We start from the raw sequence: 18193 nt of genomic DNA on the forward strand, positions 1-18193 counted from the left end.
TCTCGGAACGGCTGCGACAGGGCCGCCTCCGGTCCCGCCTACTTGGAGTCGACCCGTCCGAGCGGTGCGGGGCCGGCCGCCAGGGCGTCCTGCGCCTCCTGCCAGGCACCGTCCCCGGGGTAGAGCTCCGTGCGGAGGTACGCCCAGGTGAGCCGCTGGACCGCGGCCACCCGCTCGGGGCTCTCGTCCGTGGTCTCGGCGACGTCGTAGCCGGAGATCCCGCCGAGCCCGTGCTCGGCGTCGAACAGCGTGAGCAGGGACTTCCGGCCGGGTGAGAGGACGTACGGATCGGCGTGCCAGGCCGGGCCCGCGACCGTCAGGTGCGTGGAGGAGTCCTTGTCGCCGGCGACCACCAGGGCGGGCGTCGTCATCCCGGAGAAGTCCGTGGTCAGGAAGAAGGGGAGGTTCGTCGCCGCTGATGCGCTGAGGGCGTCGCCGCCCCGTCCGGGCGCGGCGAGCAGCACACCCGCCGTTATCCGGGAATCGGCCAGGTCCACCACCGTGCCGTCCTCGGGATCGGTGAGCCGGGCGCCCAGCAGCAGGCTCGCGGTGTGCCCGCCCATCGAGTGCCCGGCCACGGCGACCCTGCTCCGGTCCAGGCGGCCCAGGAGCTGGGGGACGGCGGCCTCGACGAGGTCCAGTCCGTCGAGGATGCGGGTCATGTCCTCGGCCCGCGACCGCCAGAACAGAGGTGCGCCGGGGGTTGCGGGATCCAGGCTCAGTGTCCGCGAGCTCAGGTGCGTGGGCTGGATCACGACGAAGCCGCGCGCCGCCCAGAAGTGGGCGAGGGGGGCGTAGCCGTTCAGCGAGGAGAGGTGGTTCGAGTAGCCCTGACCGTGCGACAGGAGGATGACCGGAAGGCCGCTCCCGGTCGCGGGAGCGGACACCCGCATCTCCAGATCCACGGCCCGGCCGGGAGCCGGGAGCACGAGAGGCCCGAAGGAGAGGACCGGAACGGGTGAGCCGGGGGCGCCTGCGGTGACGTCGGAGTGTTCGCTCATGGTGCGTGTGTCCCTTCAATGGCCTCTGTCGTCCGGCCTGTTCGGCCGACGGTGAGACGGTCGGCAGCGTCCTGCTTCGCCAGGAACCAAAGCGGATCGTTGTTCCGATTACGATACGGAGCAAGGTTCCGCTTTGTCAAAGGGGGGCGGGAGGACCGGCACGGTGTCCCTCGCGCCCCGTCGCACCGGCCGGAATTCGTCGTCGGTCCACGGCCGCGGCCGTATCGTGGGCGGGCGAGCGGCCTGCCGGCCGCCGCCCCGGACGGAGAGGCCCCGCGTGCACCCGCTCACCGATGACCCGCTGGTCGCCTCGATGGTCCGGATCCCCGGCGGCACGGTGGATCTGCGGGACGACCGCCGCGGCACCCGCTGGCAGACGCGGATCGACCCGTTCCTGCTCGGCAGGCACCCCGTCACGGCCGGACTTCACCGGACGGTCACGGGCTCCGACCCGTCACCCGCCGCGAGCGGCGCCGTGCCCCTCACGAACATCAGCTGGCTCGACGCCGTCGACCTGTGCAACCGGATCTCGGCCGGGGCCGGTCTGGGCCCCGCCTACTCCCACGACGTGCGGTCCGACGAGGTGACCTGGGACCGGGCGTCCGACGGGTACCGCCTGCCGACCGAGGCCGAATGGCAGTACGCCTGCAAGGCGGGCACCACCGGATACCGGTACGGGGAGATCGACGCCATCGCCTGGTACGACGGCAACTCGGGAGGCCGCGTCCACGACGTCGGCGCCAAGGAGCCCAACGCCTGGGGGCTGCACGACATGCTGGGCAACGTCTGGGAATGGTGCTGGGACGTCTACGACGAGGAGGTCTACGGCGCCTACCGCATCTTCCGCGGCGGCGGCTGGGCCGAGTCGGAGCGAGGCTGCGGCGCCACCGTACGCCGCCGCAGCCACCCCACCTTCGCCATCGACGACCTGGGCCTCCGCCTGGCCCGGGGCCCGCTGCGGCCCGCGTCGGACTGAGGCGAGGGCCCGGGCGAGGTGCGGGCGGGCGCCGGCCCGGGGGAAAACCATACGAAGGTTCGACCTCCGCTGAGGTACGTTCCTCTCGTCCGAAGGGGGGCGAAGTGGCGAAGCTCAACCAGATCATCGCCGTGGAAAAGGGTGTCAAGAGCAAGTCGCTCCAGGACATCACCGCGGCGCACCACAAGGTGCAGAAGCCCGTACCGCTGGCCGGTATCTCGCGTACGTACCAGCCGAAGGACGAGGAGGGGGAGCAGCTGCCCCCCGAGTCCACACGCGTACAGGTCCAGGCGGAGGACGTGCTGCGTGAGATGTCCGCGACGCTGACCCGGCTGTTCGACGTGACCGCCACCAAGGACTGGGCCAACTGCTCCGCCCGCGCGGACGTCACCGTCGACGGACGGACGATCGTCGGCGAAGTGCCGGTGAGCTACCTGCTCTTCCTGGAGAAGCAGCTCACCGACCTGCACACCTTCGTGAAGAAGCTCCCCGTGCTCGACGCCTCCGAGTCCTGGTCGCTCGACCCGTCGACGGACTGGTGGAAGACGGACCCGGTCCGCACGATCCGGACGAAGAAGGTCCCCCGCAACCACGTCAAGGCCGAGGCGACCGAGAAGCACCCGGCGCAGGTCGACGTGTACTACGAGGACGTCCCGATCGGGTACTGGACGACCGTGAAGTTCTCCGGAGCGCTTCCGGCGAAGCGGGTGAACGAGCTGCTGGAGCGGGTCGAGAAGCTGCAGCACGCGGTCAAGTTCGCCCGCGAGGAGGCCAACGGTGCCGAGGTCACCGACCAGCGGGTCGGCGGCGCGGTGTTCGGCTACCTGTTCGGCTAGTACCCGACGCGGGTAGCATCCCAAGTCGCCCCCACGCGATGTCGTGGGGGTGCGTGACATCGCTCGGTCGGTTGAGGACCGGTCCGGGTGACGAGCGCAGACTGAAACTGACGTTCAGCCTGAAGACGCGGCACAGGTGAAGGTTCGAGTCCTTCCCCCGGCACCACTGGCCGGGGTGGCCCAACATGGCAGAGGCAACCGCGATCACACTCAGACTCTCGCTCAAGCTTCAGTATCGCCACCGACTGCCAGATCGACCGAGTACGGACGAACACCGTTGAATGCTGGTTCGAATCCGGCCTGCACCTCTCCGTGGTGCGGTAGTTCAAGGGAAGAACGCGACGGTCTGACGACTGATCCGCACTCTTAAACGGCGCTGGCACGCGCAATTGGGTGGCATCCCCAGGGGCCCGGGAGCTGGATACGACTCCCGGGCTCCGCCACGTCCGCGGTGCGCTTCCCGCCCGCTCACGGCCCGGGTCCGTTCACCTTCGCGCCCTGACCGTCCGGCGCGGGCGGGTGACTCCGGTCCGGGCCGGGACCGCCTGGTGAGCGTGACCGTCCGGGGTCAGCCCAGCTCGCCGACGAACGCACGCCAGGCGCCGTGACCGAAGGCGAGGACGGGGCCGGCGGGACGCTTGCTGTCGCGTACGGGGACGAGGCGGGGGAGGTTGGGGGCGACCTCGACGCACTCGCCCTGCCCCCCGCTGTAACTGCTCGTCCGCCAGGTGGCGTTGGCGAGGTCCGGAGGCACGCAGCGTTCCTGGCTCATGGTCTGTACTCCTTGGCGATGCGTCGGATCAGGCTGAGTGAGTCCGTCGGCGGCAACGCTGAGGTGCGAGCGTCGTCGAAGAGATCGCGGTATCGCGAGACTTCGGACTCCCGCTCCATCCAGATGTTGCCAGTTGGAGTCTCAGTCAGTACGAGATCGAGCGCTGACACCCGCGGAAAGCTCAACAGTAGGTACGGACCGAACATACCCGGATGCGCGCCGCGGGAGAACGGCAGCACCTGGACGGTGACATTGGGGCGTTCGGCGAGACTGGCCAGGTGGTCCAGCTGGGCACGCATCACGGAACGGCCACCGACCTGCTGGTGCAGGACGCCTTCTGCGAGGACTGCCCAGAGTTCCAGCGGGTCGGCACCGGTCAGACGTTCCTGCCTGGCCAGTCGAACTTGCACGAACTGTTCGATCTCCTCCGGTGTTTGCCATGCCCGGGAAGCGACGGTCACCGCTCTCCCGTACTCCGGTGTCTGGAGCAGCCCGGGAACCAGCTGAACCTGGTATGTCCTGATGCTGTCGCAGATCGTTTCCATCTCGATGTAGTCGCGATAGGTGTCTGCGAGCACCGAGCCGTACTGATGCCACCAGCCTTCGCGTCGGCGCCTGTTGGCCGTGCGAGCAAGCGACGCCAGCCGCTCGCGGGCGTCCGGATCGGCAACCCCGTAAGCGTGCATCAGGGCGATGAGGTCGGGCGTGCGAACAGGTACGTGGCCGTTTTCAATGCGGCTGATCTTGCCCTTCGTGCAGTCGAGGACATCGGCCGCCTCTGCTGTGGACAACCCCGCTTGCTCGCGGAATCGGCGTAGTTCGTCGCCGAGTTGGCGCCCGAGGACGGTGGATGGCTTAACGGATGGCATGAAGCCCTCCCTATCAGCGGCCAAGGCATCGCGTCTCCGAAACGCACGAAGGGATGAATTGAGAGACAGGAACCCATTCAACGTTGCGCCAATACGAGATGCGCATGCAGTCTGTAGTGGTCAGGGCACTGAACGTCACCGGCGTGAGGTGCCCGAGCCCCTGCACTCGCGAATTTTCAAGGAGCGTCATGGCAGAGCCCTCCGCCTACCCCGAATTCGGCTTCCGGCTGGTACGCAGTCGCAGCAGTGTTGCGAGAGCGCGGGCAGCTCTCCGGGCCAGGCTCGGCGAGTGGCGGGCAGGCCAAGCGCTGGCCGAAGCGGGCGAGGTGGTGCTGTCCGAGCTCGTGACCAACGCGCTGCGCGCTCCCGCGTCCGACGATCGGATGGTGGGCGTACGCATCGAGTGCAGGGAGCGGGGCGGGCTGCTGCGGCTGGAGGTGAGTGACGCGGGGGAGGGGCGACCCGTGGTGCGAAGGGTCGGTGCGCTGGATACGGCCGGGCGTGGGCTGGTGCTCGTGGAAGCCCTGGCGCACCGCTGGGGGGTGGACGAGCGGCGGGGCGGTATCGGTAAGACGGTGTGGGCGGAGCTGCTGGCCCCGGGCGTCGTCCCCGGGCCGGGCGAAGCCGACGTGGCGGCGGTGACCGTCCGGGCCGGCCAGAGCGTACGAGTCGACGGAGCCTGGCGAACGGTCTGCGGTGTGCGGAGTGAGCGGTACGCCTCGGGAGGGCTCTTCGTCGTCATCGGCCTGGAGGAGGGCCCTGCCCTGCGGCTGCAAGCAGGAGAGGCGGTGACGGTGCGGACCGGCGGATCGAGTGCCTCGCGCGCCACGGAGGCGCGGGTCCGTTCCGTGGCGGGTCCGGTGAGCTCGTCATGAGGTGGCTGTGGGGAAGGCTCCGCCATCGCCGGTGCCGTGCGGAGGTTGCCGGGCCCAGGTTCTCCGGCACGTTGACGCAGGTGGTCGGCGGCTCCCTGGTCGTGATCAGCAGGGCGGGTGTGCCCGTACCGGAGGTGCCGCCGATGAGACCGGTGTGCCGGCCGGGCCGTGGTGCGCTTCGCGGGCGGATTCGTCTCCCCGCGACCTTCGACGACCCGCGCGGCGGCATCGCCGAGGCGTTCGGGGTGCGGTGATGACGTATCTGCTCGATACCCGCGTCGTCCTGTGGTGGATGGCCGACGACCCGCAACTGACCGACCGCGTCAAGGGCCTGATCGACACCGAACCCGCCGTCCATGTCAGCGCGGTGTCTCCGTGGGAGATCACCGTCAAGCAGTTCCTCGGCGCGTTCGAGGGGCCGGGCGACCTGGCCGAGCAGGTGCGTGACCTGCCCTTCACCAGTGTGCCGGTCACCGCCGCCCACGGGGTGCGGGCGGGGCGGCTGCCCATGCTGCACACCGATCCCTTCGACCGGATGCTCGTCGCGCAGGCGCAGGCCGAGCACCTGGTCCTGGTCACCCGGAACGCCTGGATTCCTCAGTACGACGTGCCTGTCATGCGGGCCTGACCCCGGACGGCGGCCGTCCGGGCGCCGGGGGCGAGCACCCGACGGGCCGCCTTGCGCAGCGGAAGGGCCCGTCCGTCCACCGCGCGGTGGACGGACGGGCCCTTGCGGGCGGGGGATCAGTGCGTCGGAGCGGTGGCCGCTGCCTTGGCCGCGGCGGCGTTCTCCTCCGCGAGCCGTTCCAGGCCGCTCTGCGTCTTGAGCGGCTTCTCCTTGATGAACAGCACCGCGATCAGCGCCAGGAACGCGAAAGGCGCTCCGATCAGGAAGACGTCGGCGGTCGCGACCCCGTACGCCTGCTCGACGACCTCCCGGACCGGTGCGGGAAGGGTGGTGAGGTCGGGCACGCTGTGCCCGGCGCCCCCGCTGCCCGTCGAGCCGGGCAGGCCCTTCTCCATCTCGCTGGAGACCCGGTGGGCGAGCACGGCGCCCAGGGCGCTCGTACCGATCGCGCCGCCGAGGCTGCGGAAGAACGACAGGACCGACGTCGCGGCGCCGAGTTCCGACGCCGGTACGTCGTTCTGGGCCGCCAGCACCAGGTTCTGCATCAGCATGCCGACGCCGACGCCGAGGACCAGCATGTAGACGCTGAGCACCCCGAACGAGGAGTCCGCGCTGATCGTGGACAGCAGGCACATGCCCGCCGTCATGGTGATGCCACCGGCGATCAGGAAGCCCTTCCACTTGCCCCGGGAGGAGATGATCTGCCCGGCGATGGTCGTGGAGAGCATCAGACCGAGGATCATCGGCAGGCTCATCAGACCGGCGGCGGTCGGCGACTTGCCGAGCGAGGTCTGGAAGTACTGCGAGAGGAAGACCGTGCCGCCGAACATGGCCACGCCGACCAGCATGCTCGCCACCGTCGTCAGCGCGACGGTGCGGTTGCGGAAGATGTCCAGCGGGATCATCGGCTCCTCGACCCTGGCCTCGACCAGGACCGCGGCGACCAGCAGGATCACACCGGCGCCGACCAGGGCGGCGGTCTGCCACGACAGCCAGTCGAACTGGTTGCCCGCCAGGGTCACCCACAGCAGCAGTGCGCTGACACCGCTCATGATGAGGACGGCACCCACGTAGTCGATCTTCACTTCCCTGCGGACCGTGGGCAGCTTCAGCGTCAGCTGGAGCAGCACGATCGCCAGCAGGGCGAACGGCACGCCGATGAAGAAGCACCAGCGCCAGCCCAGCCAGGAGGTGTCGACGAGGACACCGCCGATGAGGGGCCCGGCGACGGTGCCGACGGCGAAGACGGCTCCGAAGATGCCGCTGTAGCGCCCGAGTTCACGCGGCGGGATGATCGAGGCCATCACGACCTGGGCGAGTGCGGTGAGACCGCCCGCACCGATGCCCTGGAGCACCCGGCTGATGATGAGCACGGTGACGTTCTCGGAGAATCCGGCGACGAGCGAGCCCACGACGAACATCGCGAGCGAGAGCTGGATGAGCAGCTTCTTGTCGTACAGGTCGGACAGCTTGCCCCAGATCGGGACGGTGGCCGTCATCGCCAGGAGCTCCGACGTGACGACCCAGGTGTAGGCCGACTGGCTCCCGTTCAGGTCGGAGATGATCCTGGGAAGGGCGTTGGCGACGACGGTGGAGGCCAGGATGGCCACGAACATGCCGGCCATGAGGCCGGACATCGCCTGGAGTATCTGGCGGCGCGTCATGGCCGGTGGGGCCGCTTCGAACGCACCGGGGGGACCGGTCTCGGGTGTGACGGCAGCGGACATCGGCTGACGTTCCTCATTCTCTGGTGAAAGGTGAAGGGGCCCCGTCGGGGGCCTCGGATCTGCTTCAGTCGCTCAGGCCGGCAGCCAACATGGCGAAGGCCTGCCGGTAGATGCTCTGGAACGTGCGGGTGCGCCCGGAGGCCACCCAGAGCTCCACGGAGGCACGCACGGCGGCGTTCGACACGTGTGCGAGGAGCCGGGGGGAGAGGTCGGAGTCGGGGTCCTTGCCGAGACGCTCGGCCAGGACGGCCACCAGCGCGCGTTCGTCCGCGCACCGGGCGGTCACGAATCCGTTCATCAGCGACGGGCTCTTCCGGAGCGCGGCCGTCTGTAGTTCCCAGCGTTCGTGGTCCTGGTCGATGTGGGCGAGCTCCTGACCGATGGCCTCGCGCAGGGCGTTGAGCGCCGAGAGCTCCTGCGGCGCGTTGAGCACCGCCTGCCGCATCCGCTCGGCGCTGCCCTGGTCGGGACGGGTGATCGCGTCCTCCAGGCACGAGAAGTAGTTGAAGAAGGTACGCACGGAGACGCCGACCTCATCGGTGACCGCTTCCACGGTCACACCCTCCATCCCGCGCTCCGCGGCGAAGCGCAGCGCGACGTCCGCGAGGGCGTCGCGCGTCGCGCGCTTCTTGCGTTCACGCAGCCCGAGGGGCGCGTCGTCGGAACTCATGAAGATGCATACTATGCAATTTTGCGCACCGTGCAAAACGTTTGCTGGGGTGCCGTTGGGAGGCTGCGGGCAGGAATCGGCTCGAAATGTCAGGTTTGGCTGTCTGTAAACACCCAGTGACGCTGGTCAGCGGGTCGGGGGCATGGAAAAGGCCTTCTGTCCAACGTGATGTTGGTCAGAAGGCCTTTCGGCACTTCCTGCGAAGTGCCCCCGGCAGGATTCGAACCTGCGCACCCGGCTCCGGAGGCCGATGCTCTATCCCCTGAGCTACGGGGGCGTTGTCGCCGCACTTGGCGGCGACGAGTGAAACCCTACCAGCTCCGACGGGGTGTCCGGGAACGGGTATTTCACGCGGCAGGGCCCCCGGTCCGGGGCGGTCGGGCAGCCCCGCGGAGAACCGGGCGCCGAGTCCGTTCCGGGTGGCCGCCGGCCGGCCCCCGGGGTCGGAAGTGTGCGAAAGCCGGACGCGGCCCCTCCGGCCGACCTACCCTCGAAGGGTGTCAGGGGCGAACGGCCGCGTGCTTGTTGTCGATGACAACAAGGTCATCCGGCAGCTGATCAGGGTCAATCTCGAGCTGGAGGGCTTCGAGGTCGTGACCGCGGCCGACGGTGCCGAGTGCCTGGACCTGGTGCACCAGGTCTGCCCGGACGTCATCACGCTCGACGTCGTGATGCCCCGGCTCGACGGGATCCAGACCGCGATCCGGCTCCGCGCCGACCCGAGGACCTGCGACCTGCCCGTCGCCGTCGTCAGTGCCTGCACACCGTACGAGGTGGATTCCGGGGTGGCCGCAGGGGTCGACGCGTTCCTGGCCAAGCCGTTCGAGCCGAGCGAACTGGTGCGGATCGTCCACCGGCTGATGCGCAGGGAGGACCCGCCGTCGCTCGACGGCAGACACGGCGCCGGGAGGGCCGGAAGCACGGCCGGGTGACCGACGCCACCCACCGCACGGCCCGTACGGATGACCGCATGGCGAAACAGGGTCGCGAAGTGCCCCCCTTTCTCCCATACGCTGGTCCCGTGACCCCCGCAGATCTCTCCCGAACCGTGCTGCACGCTGTGCGCCGCGCGGTCGACGAGGACGCTCTGCGCGCGCCCGTGCCCGCGCGCGTGCGAGTGGAGCGGACACGGCCCGGCGGCAGCGGCGACTACGCCTGCGCCGTCGCCCTGCAGTTGGCGGGCCCCGCCGGGATCCCGGCGCGAGGCGTGGCCGCGATCCTCCGGGAGCGGGTCATGAGTGAGCCCGGGATCGGCCGGGTCGAGATCACCGGGCCCGGATTCCTGAACTTCCACCTCGACGCCTCGGCCGACGCGGCCGCCCACACCGCGCTCGTGCGCGAGGTGCTGGAGCAAGGGCTCCGGTACGGCTGGGCACCCGCGTCCCCCGGCCGGCCCCACCAGCTCCACCACCGTCGCGAGGTCCGGGCCGCCGTGACGGCCGACTCGGTGGAGCGACTGCTGCGGTCCCAGGGCGCCCCGGTGCGCACCAGCTGTGCGGAGGAGCCCGACCCCGACTGGGTGCGTCTGGGTGTCACCGTCGACGCGTCCGGGCCGCCCTCCGTTCCGGTGACCGAGACCCGGCCCGTCCCTGCCGGAGCCACGGCGGGCGAACTGCTGGAGCGGCTGGGCGCCGACGCCGCCCGGTGGGGTCTGCTGAGGCCCGCCGGGCACGACCGCGCCGCCCTCGGTGACGAACTCCTCGTCCAGGGTGAGGGCAACGCCCTCTTCCTCGTCCGCTACGCCCACGCACGCGCCCGCGCGCTCACCCGGGAGGGAGCGCGGCTCGGTCTCACCGGCGCGTACGAGCACCCCGTCGACGCGCCCGCACTGCACGCCGCGCTCGCCGACCACCCCGGCGTCCTCGCCGCGGCGGCCCGTCACCAGGCACCCGACCGGCTCGCGAGGCACCTCGAGACGGTGGCCGACGCCTTCTTCGACCTCCTCGACGCCACTGGGCCGCTGCCCGCCGGCGACGAGAAACCCTCGGCCGCCCACCGCTCCCGGCTGGCCCTTGCCGAAGCCGCCGGGACGGTGCTGGCAGGCGGCCTGTCCCTGCTCGGCATCAGTGCGCCCGAACACCTCTGAGAACCTGAGAGAACAGAACCATGAGCCGATCCGCACACCCCGCCGGGCCCCGTTACGCCGATGTCCTCCCCGAGGGCCACTACAGCGCCCCGGCGCCCGACCTGAACGTGCTGGACGAGAAGGTGTGGTCCCGTACCGTCTCCCGGGACGCGGACGGTGCGCTCACCGTCGGCGGGATCGAAGTCGCCCGGCTGGCCGAGGAGTTCGGCACCCCGGCGTACTTCCTCGACGAGAGCGACTTCCGGGCCCGCTGCCGCGCCTGGGCCGACGCCTTCGGGCGGGACGCCGACGTCTTCTACGCAGGCAAGGCCTTCCTGTCGCGCGCCGTCGTGCGCTGGCTCCAGGAAGAAGGGCTGAACCTCGACGTCTGCTCCGGCGGTGAGCTCACCACCGCGCTGGACGCGGGAATGCCCGCCGAGCGCATCGCCTTCCACGGCAACAACAAGACGGTCGCCGAGATCGAGCGGGCCGTCGACGTGGGCGTCGGCCGGATCGTGCTCGACTCCTTCCAGGAGATCGTCCGCGTCGCGCACATCGCCCAGCAACGCGGAAAGCGCCAGCGCGTGCAGATCCGCGTCACCGTGGGCGTCGAGGCGCACACCCACGAGTTCATCGCGACCGCGCACGAGGACCAGAAGTTCGGCATCGCGCTGGCCGACGGACAGGCCGCCGAGGCGGTCCGCAGGGCGCTCACCCTGGACGGCCTCGAACTGGTCGGCATCCACTCGCACATCGGTTCGCAGATCTTCGACATGGCCGGCTTCGAGGTCTCCGCCCGGCGCGTGGTGCAGCTGCTCGCCGAGGTCCGCGACGAGCATGGCGTCGAGCTCCCCGAGATCGACCTCGGCGGTGGCCTCGGGATCGCGTACACCTCCGCGGACGACCCCCGCGAACCGCACGAGATCGCCAAGGCGCTCGGCGACATCGTGACCCGGGAGTGCGAGTCGGCCGGCCTGCGCACCCCGCGCATCTCGGTCGAGCCCGGCCGGGCGATCGTCGGACCCACCGCGTTCACGCTGTACGAGGTGGGCACCATCAAGCCGCTGGAGGGCCTGCGCACGTACGTCAGCGTCGACGGCGGCATGTCGGACAACATCCGCACCGCGCTGTACGACGCCGAGTACAGCGTCGCCCTCGTCTCGCGCAGCTCCGACGCCGAGCCCATGCTCGTACGCGTCGTCGGCAAGCACTGCGAGAGCGGGGACATCGTGGTCAAGGACGCGTTCCTGCCGTCCGACCTGGCCCCCGGCGACCTGATCGCCGTGCCCGCCACCGGCGCCTACTGCCGCTCCATGGCGAGCAACTACAACCACGCCCTGCGCCCGCCCGTCGTCGCCGTGCGTGACGGGCAGGCCCGGGTGATCGTCCGGCGCGAGACGGAGGAAGATCTCCTGCGTCTCGATGTCGGTTGATGAAATAAGGGTCTCAGGATCCGGACGGGTGGCAGAAACCCCCGTCCGGTGAGTGAGACTGGTCCACACATCAGAAGTATGAGAAACGAGGTCGGATGATGCGTACGCGTCCGCTGAAGGTGGCGCTGCTGGGCTGTGGAGTGGTCGGCTCAGAGGTGGCGCGCATCATGACGACGCACGCCGACGACCTCGCCGCGCGCATCGGTGCGCCGGTCGAGCTCGCGGGCGTCGCCGTCCGCCGGCCCTCCAAGGTGCGGGAGGGCATCGACCCCGCGCTGATCACCACCGACGCGACCGCCCTGGTCAAACGGGGTGACATCGACGTCGTCGTCGAGGTGATCGGGGGGATCGAGCCCGCCCGGACGCTCATCACGACCGCCTTCGAGCACGGCGCGAGTGTCGTCTCGGCCAACAAGGCACTGCTCGCCGAGGACGGCTCCGCCCTCCACGCCGCCGCCGGGAAGCACGGCCGCGACCTCTACTACGAGGCGGCCGTGGCCGGTGCCATCCCGCTCGTACGCCCGCTGCGCGAGTCCCTCGCGGGCGACAAGGTCAACCGGGTGCTCGGCATCGTCAACGGCACGACCAACTTCATCCTCGACAAGATGGACTCGAGTGGAGCCGGTTACTCGGAGGCGCTCGACGAGGCCACCGCGCTCGGGTACGCCGAGGCCGACCCCACCGCCGACGTCGAGGGCTTCGACGCCGCCGCGAAGGCCGCCATCCTCGCGGGGATCGCCTTCCACACCCGGGTGAAGATCGGTGAGGTGCACCGCGAGGGCATCACCGAGGTCACCGCGGCCGACATCGCCTCCGCCCGCCGCATGGGCTGCACGGTCAAGCTGCTCGCCATCTGCGAGCGTGCCGCCGACGGCAAGTCCGTCACCGCCCGCGTGCACCCCGCGATGATCCCGCTCAGCCACCCGCTGGCCTCCGTCCGCGAGGCGTACAACGCGGTCTTCGTCGAGGCGGAGGCCGCCGGGCAACTGATGTTCTACGGCCCCGGCGCCGGTGGCGCCCCCACCGCGTCCGCGGTCCTGGGCGACCTGGTCGCGGTCTGCCGCAACAAGATCGGCGGGACCACCGGACCCGGTGAGTCCGCGTACACGCGCCTGCCGGTCAGCCCCATGGGCGAGGTCGTCACGCGCTACCACATCAGTCTCGACGTGGCCGACAAGCCTGGCGTGCTCGCCCAGGTCGCGACGGTCTTCGCCGAACAGGGCGTATCCATCGATACGGTCCGCCAGCAGAGCCGACATTCGAGCAGCGGCGACGAAGTTGCCATCGAGCAGGGTGGCGGCGGGCGACGTGTGGGCGGAGACGGCGAGGCATCCCTCGTCGTCGTCACCCACCGCGCGCCCGACGCCGCCCTCTCCGGGACCGTCGAAGCGCTGCGCAAGCTGGACACCGTGCGCGGTGTCGCCAGCATCATGCGTGTTGAAGGGGAGTAAGGACCCATGACCAGCAAGGGCACCCACCAGTGGCGCGGCATCATCGAGGAGTACCGGGACCGTCTTCCGGTCACGAGCACCACGCCCGTCGTCACACTCCGTGAGGGTGGCACGCCGCTCGTCCCGGCGCAGGTCCTCTCCGAGCGCACGGGCTGCGAGGTGCACCTCAAGGTCGAGGGCGCCAACCCCACCGGTTCGTTCAAGGACCGCGGCATGACGATGGCGATCACCCGGGCCAAGGAGGAGGGCGCGCAGGCCGTCATCTGCGCCTCCACGGGCAACACCTCCGCCTCCGCCGCCGCGTACGCGGTGCGGGCCGGCATGGTCTGCGCCGTCCTCGTCCCGCAGGGCAAGATCGCGCTCGGCAAGATGGGGCAGGCACTCGTCCACGGAGCGAAGATCCTCCAGGTCGACGGCAACTTCGACGACTGCCTGACCCTGGCCCGCAGCCTCTCGGACAACTACCCGGTGGCGCTGGTCAATTCGGTCAACCCGGTCCGGATCGAGGGCCAGAAGACCGCCGCGTTCGAGATCGTCGACGCGCTCGGCGACGCCCCCGACATCCACGTCCTCCCGGTCGGCAACGCGGGCAACATCACGGCCTACTGGAAGGGCTACAAGGAGTACGCGGTGGACGGGCTGTCCACCCACAGCCCGCGCATGTGGGGCTTCCAGGCCTCCGGCTCCGCGCCCATCGTGCGCGGCGAGATCGTCAAGGACCCGGCCACCATCGCCACCGCGATCCGCATCGGGAACCCGGCGTCCTGGCAGTTCGCGCTGGACGCCCGGGACGAGTCGGGTGGCTTCATCGATGAGGTGACGGACCGCCAGATCCTGTCCGCCTATCGGCTGTTGGCCTCCCAGGAGGGCGTGTTCGTCGAGCCCGCCTCGGCCGCCTCCGTGGCCGGTCTCCTCAAGGCCGCCGAAGACGGCAGGCTCGACCGCGGCCAGAAGATCGTCTGCACCGTCACCGGCAACGGCCTCAAGGACCCCGACTGGGCCGTCGCGGGTGCGCCGCAGCCCGTCACGGTCCCCGTCGACGCCGCCACCGCGGCGGAGAAGCTGGGCCTCGCGTAGAGGCCGCGCCGCTCCGCCGCCCGGCACCGCCGGGCGGCGGAGCGGTCCGTTCGCCCCTTCCGGGGCGGAGAGCGCATGGGCCGGATGCGACACGCATCGTGCGCCTCCTGTGCGCCCTATGTCGCCACGGAACCTTCCTTCGATAAGCTGTACACAACCCGCCCCGCCGCACAGGCCGCGGAGCAGTCGCCGTAGTGACTGCCGGGTCCCCCGATCCCGGCACAACGGCACCCCCACGCATGTCGCACCACCTCGCACAACATCCCCGCCGCCGTACAGGAAGAGTCGTCCAACCGATGGCCGGTCCCGCGTTCCGAGCCGCCGCCGTCCGGGTGCGCGTCCCCGCAACCAGTGCCAATCTGGGCCCGGGTTTCGACGCCCTCGGCCTGTCCCTGGGGCTCTACGACGACATCGTCGTCCGCGTCGCCGACTCCGGGCTGCACATCGACATCGCGGGTGAGGGCGCCGAGACGCTGCCCCGCGACGAGAGCCACCTGCTCGTGCGCTCCCTGCGCACGGCCTTCGACCTGCTCGGCGGACAGCCCCACGGCCTGGAGATCGTCTGTGCCAACCGGATTCCGCACGGTCGCGGTCTCGGCTCCTCCTCCGCGGCCATCTGCGCCGGGATCGTCGCGGCCCGCGCCGTGACGACGGGGGGCGAGGCCCGTCTCGATGACGCCGCCCTGCTGGAGCTGGCCACCGAGATCGAAGGCCACCCCGACAACGTCGCGGCCTGCCTCCTCGGCGGTTTCACGCTCGCCTGGATGGACGGCGGAGCGGCGCGGGCGATCAGGATGGACGCCGCCGATTCCGTCGTTCCGGTGGTCTTCGTGCCGGCGACGCCGGTGCTCACCGAGACCGCCCGCGGTCTGCTGCCGCGCAGCGTCCCCCATGTGGACGCCGCGGCCAACGCCGGTCGTGCGGCCCTCCTCGTGGAGGCCCTGACCAGGCGTCCCGAGCTGCTGCTCGCCGCCACCGAGGACCGGATCCACCAGGAGTACCGGGGGCCGGCGATGCCGCAGAGCGTGGAGCTGGTGGCCCGGCTGCGCGCCGACGGCGTCCCCGCCGTCATCTCCGGCGCGGGGCCCACGGTGCTCGCACTGACCGATGAGGGTTCGGCCGACAAGGTCGCCCGGCTGGCGGGCGAGGGATGGGCCGCGAACCGGCTCGCCCTCGACGCCGCGGGGGCGAGCGTGCTGCCGCTCGCCGCGTAGTCGCACGTGATTGCCGGTGCTCGAGAGGGGGAATGTTTGTTGGAGCCGGTAGTGTTAACCTCAAGTCAGCAATCGACGTCTTTGTGGCGCGTTGCTTCGTGTCCCCCTTCGGGACCACCACTCTTCCGGGAGCCTCCCCGACTGCCTGAGCAGCCTGCCTGAGCTTTCGAGCACGCTCCGGAACCGGCACGACACCCTCTTGCTCGTCCAGGAGTGGGCCGAGCAGGGGGATCTCGCGCCGGAACCCCGCACATTCGTCTCTCCGCCGTACCCGGCGGACCACCGCCCCGGCACGGTCCGCGATCGACACGATCAACAGACCGCAGTCGGACAGCACAACCGGTCGCCGAGCCAGAAGGCCGACGTCCGCTCCAGGGAAGGACCCTTCGTGAGCGACACCACCGATCTGATGGGCGTGACTGCCGACAAGAGCGTCGACAGCTCCGCGTCCGCCGAAGGTGCTGCCACTGGCACCACCGCACGGCGCCGCCGCTCCGGCACCGGCCTCGAGGGCATGGTCCTGGCCGAGCTGCAGCAGGTCGCGTCCGGCCTCGGCATCAGGGGGACTGCGCGGATGCGCAAGAGCCAGCTGATCGAGGTCATCAAGGAGGCGCAGGCCGGAGGATCCTCCGCGCCCAAGGCCTCCTCCAAGGCTGCCGCGGCCCCCGCCGGTACGGACGCCGAGAGCAAGCCCAAGAGGCGTGCCACGTCCAAGACGCGCACCGGGGACGAGTCCGCCGCCGAGCCCGCCGAGAAGGCCGCGGCCCAGCAGCAGATCGACATTCCCGGCCAGCCGGCCAGCGACGACCAGCCTCAGGTCGAGCGGCGTCGCCGCCGTGCGACCGCGCAGGCGGGCAGCCCCGACACCAAGACCGAGGCGAAGTCCGAGCCGCAGGCCGAGGCCCGTCAGGACCGCGCCGAGGAGCGCGGCGAGACGAAGAGCGAGGCCAAGGGCGACGCGAAGGCGGAGTCCGCCGCCGACACCGCCGAGGGCCGTCGCGGTGACCGCCAGGACCGTCAGCGCGGCGACCGCGGTGACCGCCAGGACCGCGGTGACCGCCGTGACCGCCAGCGCGACCGGCGCGGCAAGGGCGACGACCAGGGCCAGCAGGGCGGCGGACGCCGTCAGGGCCAGCAGGGCGGCGGCCAGGGGCAGGGTCAGAGCCAGGGGCAGGGTCAGGGCCAGCAGGGCGGTGGCCAGGGCCAGAGCCAGGGCCCGCAGGGCGGCCAGCACGACGACGGTTACGACGACGAGGGCGGCCGTCGCGGCCGTCGGGGCCGCTACCGCGACCGCCGTGGCCGTCGTGGCCGCGACGACTTCGCGACCGACGTCCAGGTGGCCGACGACGATGTCCTGATCCCCGTCGCGGGCATTCTCGACATCCTCGACAACTACGCGTTCATCCGGACCTCCGGCTACCTGCCGGGACCGAACGACGTGTACGTCTCGCTCGCCCAGGTCCGCAAGAACGGCCTGCGCAAGGGTGACCACGTCACCGGTGCGGTGCGCCAGCCCAAGGACGGCGAGCGCCGCGAGAAGTTCAACGCGCTGGTCCGCCTCGACTCGGTGAACGGCATGGCGCCGGAGTCCGGCCGCGGCCGCCCCGAGTTCCAGAAGCTGACCCCGCTGTACCCGCAGGACAGGCTCCGTCTGGAGACCGACTCCAACGTCCTGACCACCCGGATCATCGACCTGGTCGCCCCGATCGGCAAGGGCCAGCGAGGCCTGATCGTGGCCCCGCCGAAGACCGGTAAGACCATGATCCTGCAGGCCATCGCCAACGCGATCACGGTCAACAGCCCCGAGTGCCACCTGATGGTCGTCCTGGTCGACGAGCGTCCGGAAGAGGTCACCGACATGCAGCGGTCGGTGAAGGGCGAGGTCATCTCCTCGACCTTCGACCGTCCCGCCGAGGACCACACCACGGTCGCCGAGCTCGCCATCGAGCGCGCGAAGCGCCTCGTGGAGCTGGGTCACGACGTGGTCGTCCTGCTGGACTCGATCACCCGTCTGGGCCGTGCGTACAACCTGGCGGCGCCGGCCTCCGGCCGCATCCTGTCCGGTGGTGTCGACTCGACCGCGCTGTACCCGCCGAAGCGCTTCTTCGGTGCCGCGCGCAACATCGAGGACGGCGGCTCGCTGACCATCCTGGCGACCGCGCTCGTCGAGACCGGTTCGCGCATGGACGAGGTGATCTTCGAGGAGTTCAAGGGCACCGGCAACATGGAGCTCAAGCTCGACCGGAAGCTCTCGGACAAGCGGATCTTCCCGGCGGTGGACGTCGACGCGTCCAGCACCCGTAAGGAAGAAATCCTCCTCGGCACCGATGAATTGGCCGTCACCTGGAAGCTGCGCCGGGTGCTTCACGCACTCGACCAGCAGCAGGCCATCGAACTGCTCCTGGACCGCATGAAGAAGACGCAGTCGAATGCGGAGTTCCTGCTTCAGATCCAGAAGACGACTCCCGGCAGCGGCAATGGGAATGACTGACTGAACGCCTGAACCGGGACAGTTCAACCGTCTCTGGAATCCGCCTCGTTACTTCGGTGACGGGGCGGATTTCTGCATGTACCATTCAACTCGCCGTCACTCTCCCCC

General features: G+C 70.3%; 16 protein-coding genes and 1 tRNA gene. 11 read left to right on the plus strand and 6 right to left on the minus strand.

Annotation, left to right across the window (positions count from 1 at the left end):
- Window positions 1–38: 38 nt before the first annotated feature.
- Window positions 39–1001, minus strand: a complete 963-nt coding sequence (locus OG927_RS22550; protein ID WP_330320689.1) for an alpha/beta hydrolase family protein — start codon at window positions 999–1001, stop codon at window positions 39–41.
- Window positions 1002–1314: 313 nt separating this feature from the next.
- Between OG927_RS22550 and OG927_RS22555 the strand changes: the two genes are divergently transcribed.
- Window positions 1315–1977, plus strand: a complete 663-nt coding sequence (locus OG927_RS22555; RefSeq protein WP_124281659.1) for a formylglycine-generating enzyme family protein — start codon at window positions 1315–1317, stop codon at window positions 1975–1977.
- Window positions 1978–2081: 104 nt separating this feature from the next.
- Window positions 2082–2813 (plus strand): DUF7873 family protein, encoded by a 732-nt coding sequence (locus OG927_RS22560; protein ID WP_056794294.1) that lies wholly within the window; start codon window positions 2082–2084, stop codon window positions 2811–2813.
- A 568-nt stretch (window positions 2814–3381) separates the two neighbouring features.
- Here the strand turns inward: OG927_RS22560 and OG927_RS22565 are convergent.
- Together OG927_RS22565 and OG927_RS22570 are read right to left on the minus strand one after the other, a co-directional pair.
- Entirely contained in the window at window positions 3382–3585 is a 204-nt protein-coding gene (locus tag OG927_RS22565; RefSeq protein WP_209469728.1) for a DUF397 domain-containing protein, read from the minus strand.
- Window positions 3582–4454, minus strand: coding sequence for a helix-turn-helix domain-containing protein (locus OG927_RS22570; protein WP_330320690.1), 873 nt, complete (start codon window positions 4452–4454; stop codon window positions 3582–3584). The genes OG927_RS22565 and OG927_RS22570 overlap by 4 nt, the downstream gene beginning before the upstream one ends.
- Before the next feature lie 188 nt (window positions 4455–4642).
- Between OG927_RS22570 and OG927_RS22575 the strand changes: the two genes are divergently transcribed.
- Together OG927_RS22575 and OG927_RS22580 are read left to right on the plus strand one after the other, a co-directional pair.
- On the plus strand, window positions 4643–5329 hold the full coding sequence (locus tag OG927_RS22575; RefSeq protein WP_330320691.1) for an ATP-binding protein: 687 nt from the start codon (window positions 4643–4645) through the stop codon (window positions 5327–5329).
- Between the two features lie 253 nt (window positions 5330–5582).
- The gene (locus tag OG927_RS22580) at window positions 5583–5957 is read left to right on the plus strand and encodes a type II toxin-antitoxin system VapC family toxin (RefSeq protein WP_056794304.1); all 375 of its coding nucleotides are present in this window, start codon (window positions 5583–5585) and stop codon (window positions 5955–5957) included.
- A 116-nt stretch (window positions 5958–6073) separates the two neighbouring features.
- On the opposite strand, the gene OG927_RS22585 is transcribed toward OG927_RS22580, so the two are convergent.
- The 3 genes from OG927_RS22585 to OG927_RS22595 form a co-directional block, all read right to left on the minus strand.
- Complete coding sequence (locus OG927_RS22585) at window positions 6074–7684, minus strand: MDR family MFS transporter (protein ID WP_056794306.1); 1611 nt, start codon at window positions 7682–7684, stop codon at window positions 6074–6076.
- Window positions 7685–7748: 64 nt separating this feature from the next.
- Window positions 7749–8354, minus strand: a complete 606-nt coding sequence (locus tag OG927_RS22590) for a TetR/AcrR family transcriptional regulator (RefSeq protein ID WP_056794308.1) — start codon at window positions 8352–8354, stop codon at window positions 7749–7751.
- Between the two features lie 205 nt (window positions 8355–8559).
- Window positions 8560–8631 (minus strand) — tRNA-Arg (locus OG927_RS22595).
- A gap of 172 nt (window positions 8632–8803) precedes the next feature.
- On the opposite strand from OG927_RS22595, the gene OG927_RS22600 reads away from it, so the two are divergent.
- From OG927_RS22600 to rho, 7 genes are all read left to right on the plus strand, one after another.
- Window positions 8804–9286 carry a response regulator gene (locus OG927_RS22600; protein ID WP_079099475.1) on the plus strand — a complete coding sequence of 161 codons (483 nt, stop codon included), beginning with the start codon at window positions 8804–8806 and terminating at the stop codon, window positions 9284–9286.
- An 89-nt stretch (window positions 9287–9375) separates the two neighbouring features.
- Entirely contained in the window at window positions 9376–10440 is a 1065-nt protein-coding gene (gene nrtL, locus OG927_RS22605; RefSeq protein WP_124281174.1) for an ArgS-related anticodon-binding protein NrtL, read from the plus strand.
- A gap of 20 nt (window positions 10441–10460) precedes the next feature.
- The gene (lysA, locus tag OG927_RS22610) at window positions 10461–11852 is read left to right on the plus strand and encodes a diaminopimelate decarboxylase (RefSeq protein ID WP_056794316.1); all 1392 of its coding nucleotides are present in this window, start codon (window positions 10461–10463) and stop codon (window positions 11850–11852) included.
- Between the two features lie 95 nt (window positions 11853–11947).
- Window positions 11948–13303 carry a homoserine dehydrogenase gene (locus OG927_RS22615; protein WP_199862792.1) on the plus strand — a complete coding sequence of 452 codons (1356 nt, stop codon included), beginning with the start codon at window positions 11948–11950 and terminating at the stop codon, window positions 13301–13303.
- A 6-nt stretch (window positions 13304–13309) separates the two neighbouring features.
- Window positions 13310–14380 carry a threonine synthase gene (thrC, locus tag OG927_RS22620; protein WP_056794319.1) on the plus strand — a complete coding sequence of 357 codons (1071 nt, stop codon included), beginning with the start codon at window positions 13310–13312 and terminating at the stop codon, window positions 14378–14380.
- Window positions 14381–14676: 296 nt separating this feature from the next.
- Window positions 14677–15594, plus strand: coding sequence for a homoserine kinase (gene thrB / locus OG927_RS22625; RefSeq protein WP_056794321.1), 918 nt, complete (start codon window positions 14677–14679; stop codon window positions 15592–15594).
- Between the two features lie 388 nt (window positions 15595–15982).
- On the plus strand, window positions 15983–18085 hold the full coding sequence (rho, locus tag OG927_RS22630) for a transcription termination factor Rho (protein WP_056794825.1): 2103 nt from the start codon (window positions 15983–15985) through the stop codon (window positions 18083–18085).
- The last annotated feature ends 108 nt before the right edge of the window (window positions 18086–18193 follow it).

Origin of the sequence: Streptomyces clavifer, assembly GCF_036345975.1 — a bacterium.
Taxonomy (GTDB): domain Bacteria; phylum Actinomycetota; class Actinomycetes; order Streptomycetales; family Streptomycetaceae; genus Streptomyces; species Streptomyces clavifer.

Bases quoted from the DNA above. Each gene is read 5' to 3' on its own strand.
- OG927_RS22550 (WP_330320689.1), bottom strand. From the start codon at position 1,001: ATGAGCGAACACTCCGACGTCACCGCAGGCGCCCCCGGCTCACCCGTT.
- OG927_RS22555 (WP_124281659.1), top strand. From the start codon at position 1,315: ATGGTCCGGATCCCCGGCGGCACGGTGGATCTGCGGGACGACCGCCGC.
- OG927_RS22565 (WP_209469728.1), bottom strand. From the start codon at position 3,585: ATGAGCCAGGAACGCTGCGTGCCTCCGGACCTCGCCAACGCCACCTGG.
- OG927_RS22570 (WP_330320690.1), bottom strand. From the start codon at position 4,454: ATGCCATCCGTTAAGCCATCCACCGTCCTCGGGCGCCAACTCGGCGAC.
- OG927_RS22575 (WP_330320691.1), top strand. From the start codon at position 4,643: ATGGCAGAGCCCTCCGCCTACCCCGAATTCGGCTTCCGGCTGGTACGC.
- OG927_RS22580 (WP_056794304.1), top strand. From the start codon at position 5,583: ATGACGTATCTGCTCGATACCCGCGTCGTCCTGTGGTGGATGGCCGAC.
- OG927_RS22585 (WP_056794306.1), bottom strand. From the start codon at position 7,684: ATGTCCGCTGCCGTCACACCCGAGACCGGTCCCCCCGGTGCGTTCGAA.
- OG927_RS22590 (WP_056794308.1), bottom strand. From the start codon at position 8,354: ATGAGTTCCGACGACGCGCCCCTCGGGCTGCGTGAACGCAAGAAGCGC.
- lysA (WP_056794316.1), top strand. From the start codon at position 10,461: ATGAGCCGATCCGCACACCCCGCCGGGCCCCGTTACGCCGATGTCCTC.
- OG927_RS22615 (WP_199862792.1), top strand. From the start codon at position 11,948: ATGATGCGTACGCGTCCGCTGAAGGTGGCGCTGCTGGGCTGTGGAGTG.
- thrC (WP_056794319.1), top strand. From the start codon at position 13,310: ATGACCAGCAAGGGCACCCACCAGTGGCGCGGCATCATCGAGGAGTAC.
- thrB (WP_056794321.1), top strand. From the start codon at position 14,677: ATGGCCGGTCCCGCGTTCCGAGCCGCCGCCGTCCGGGTGCGCGTCCCC.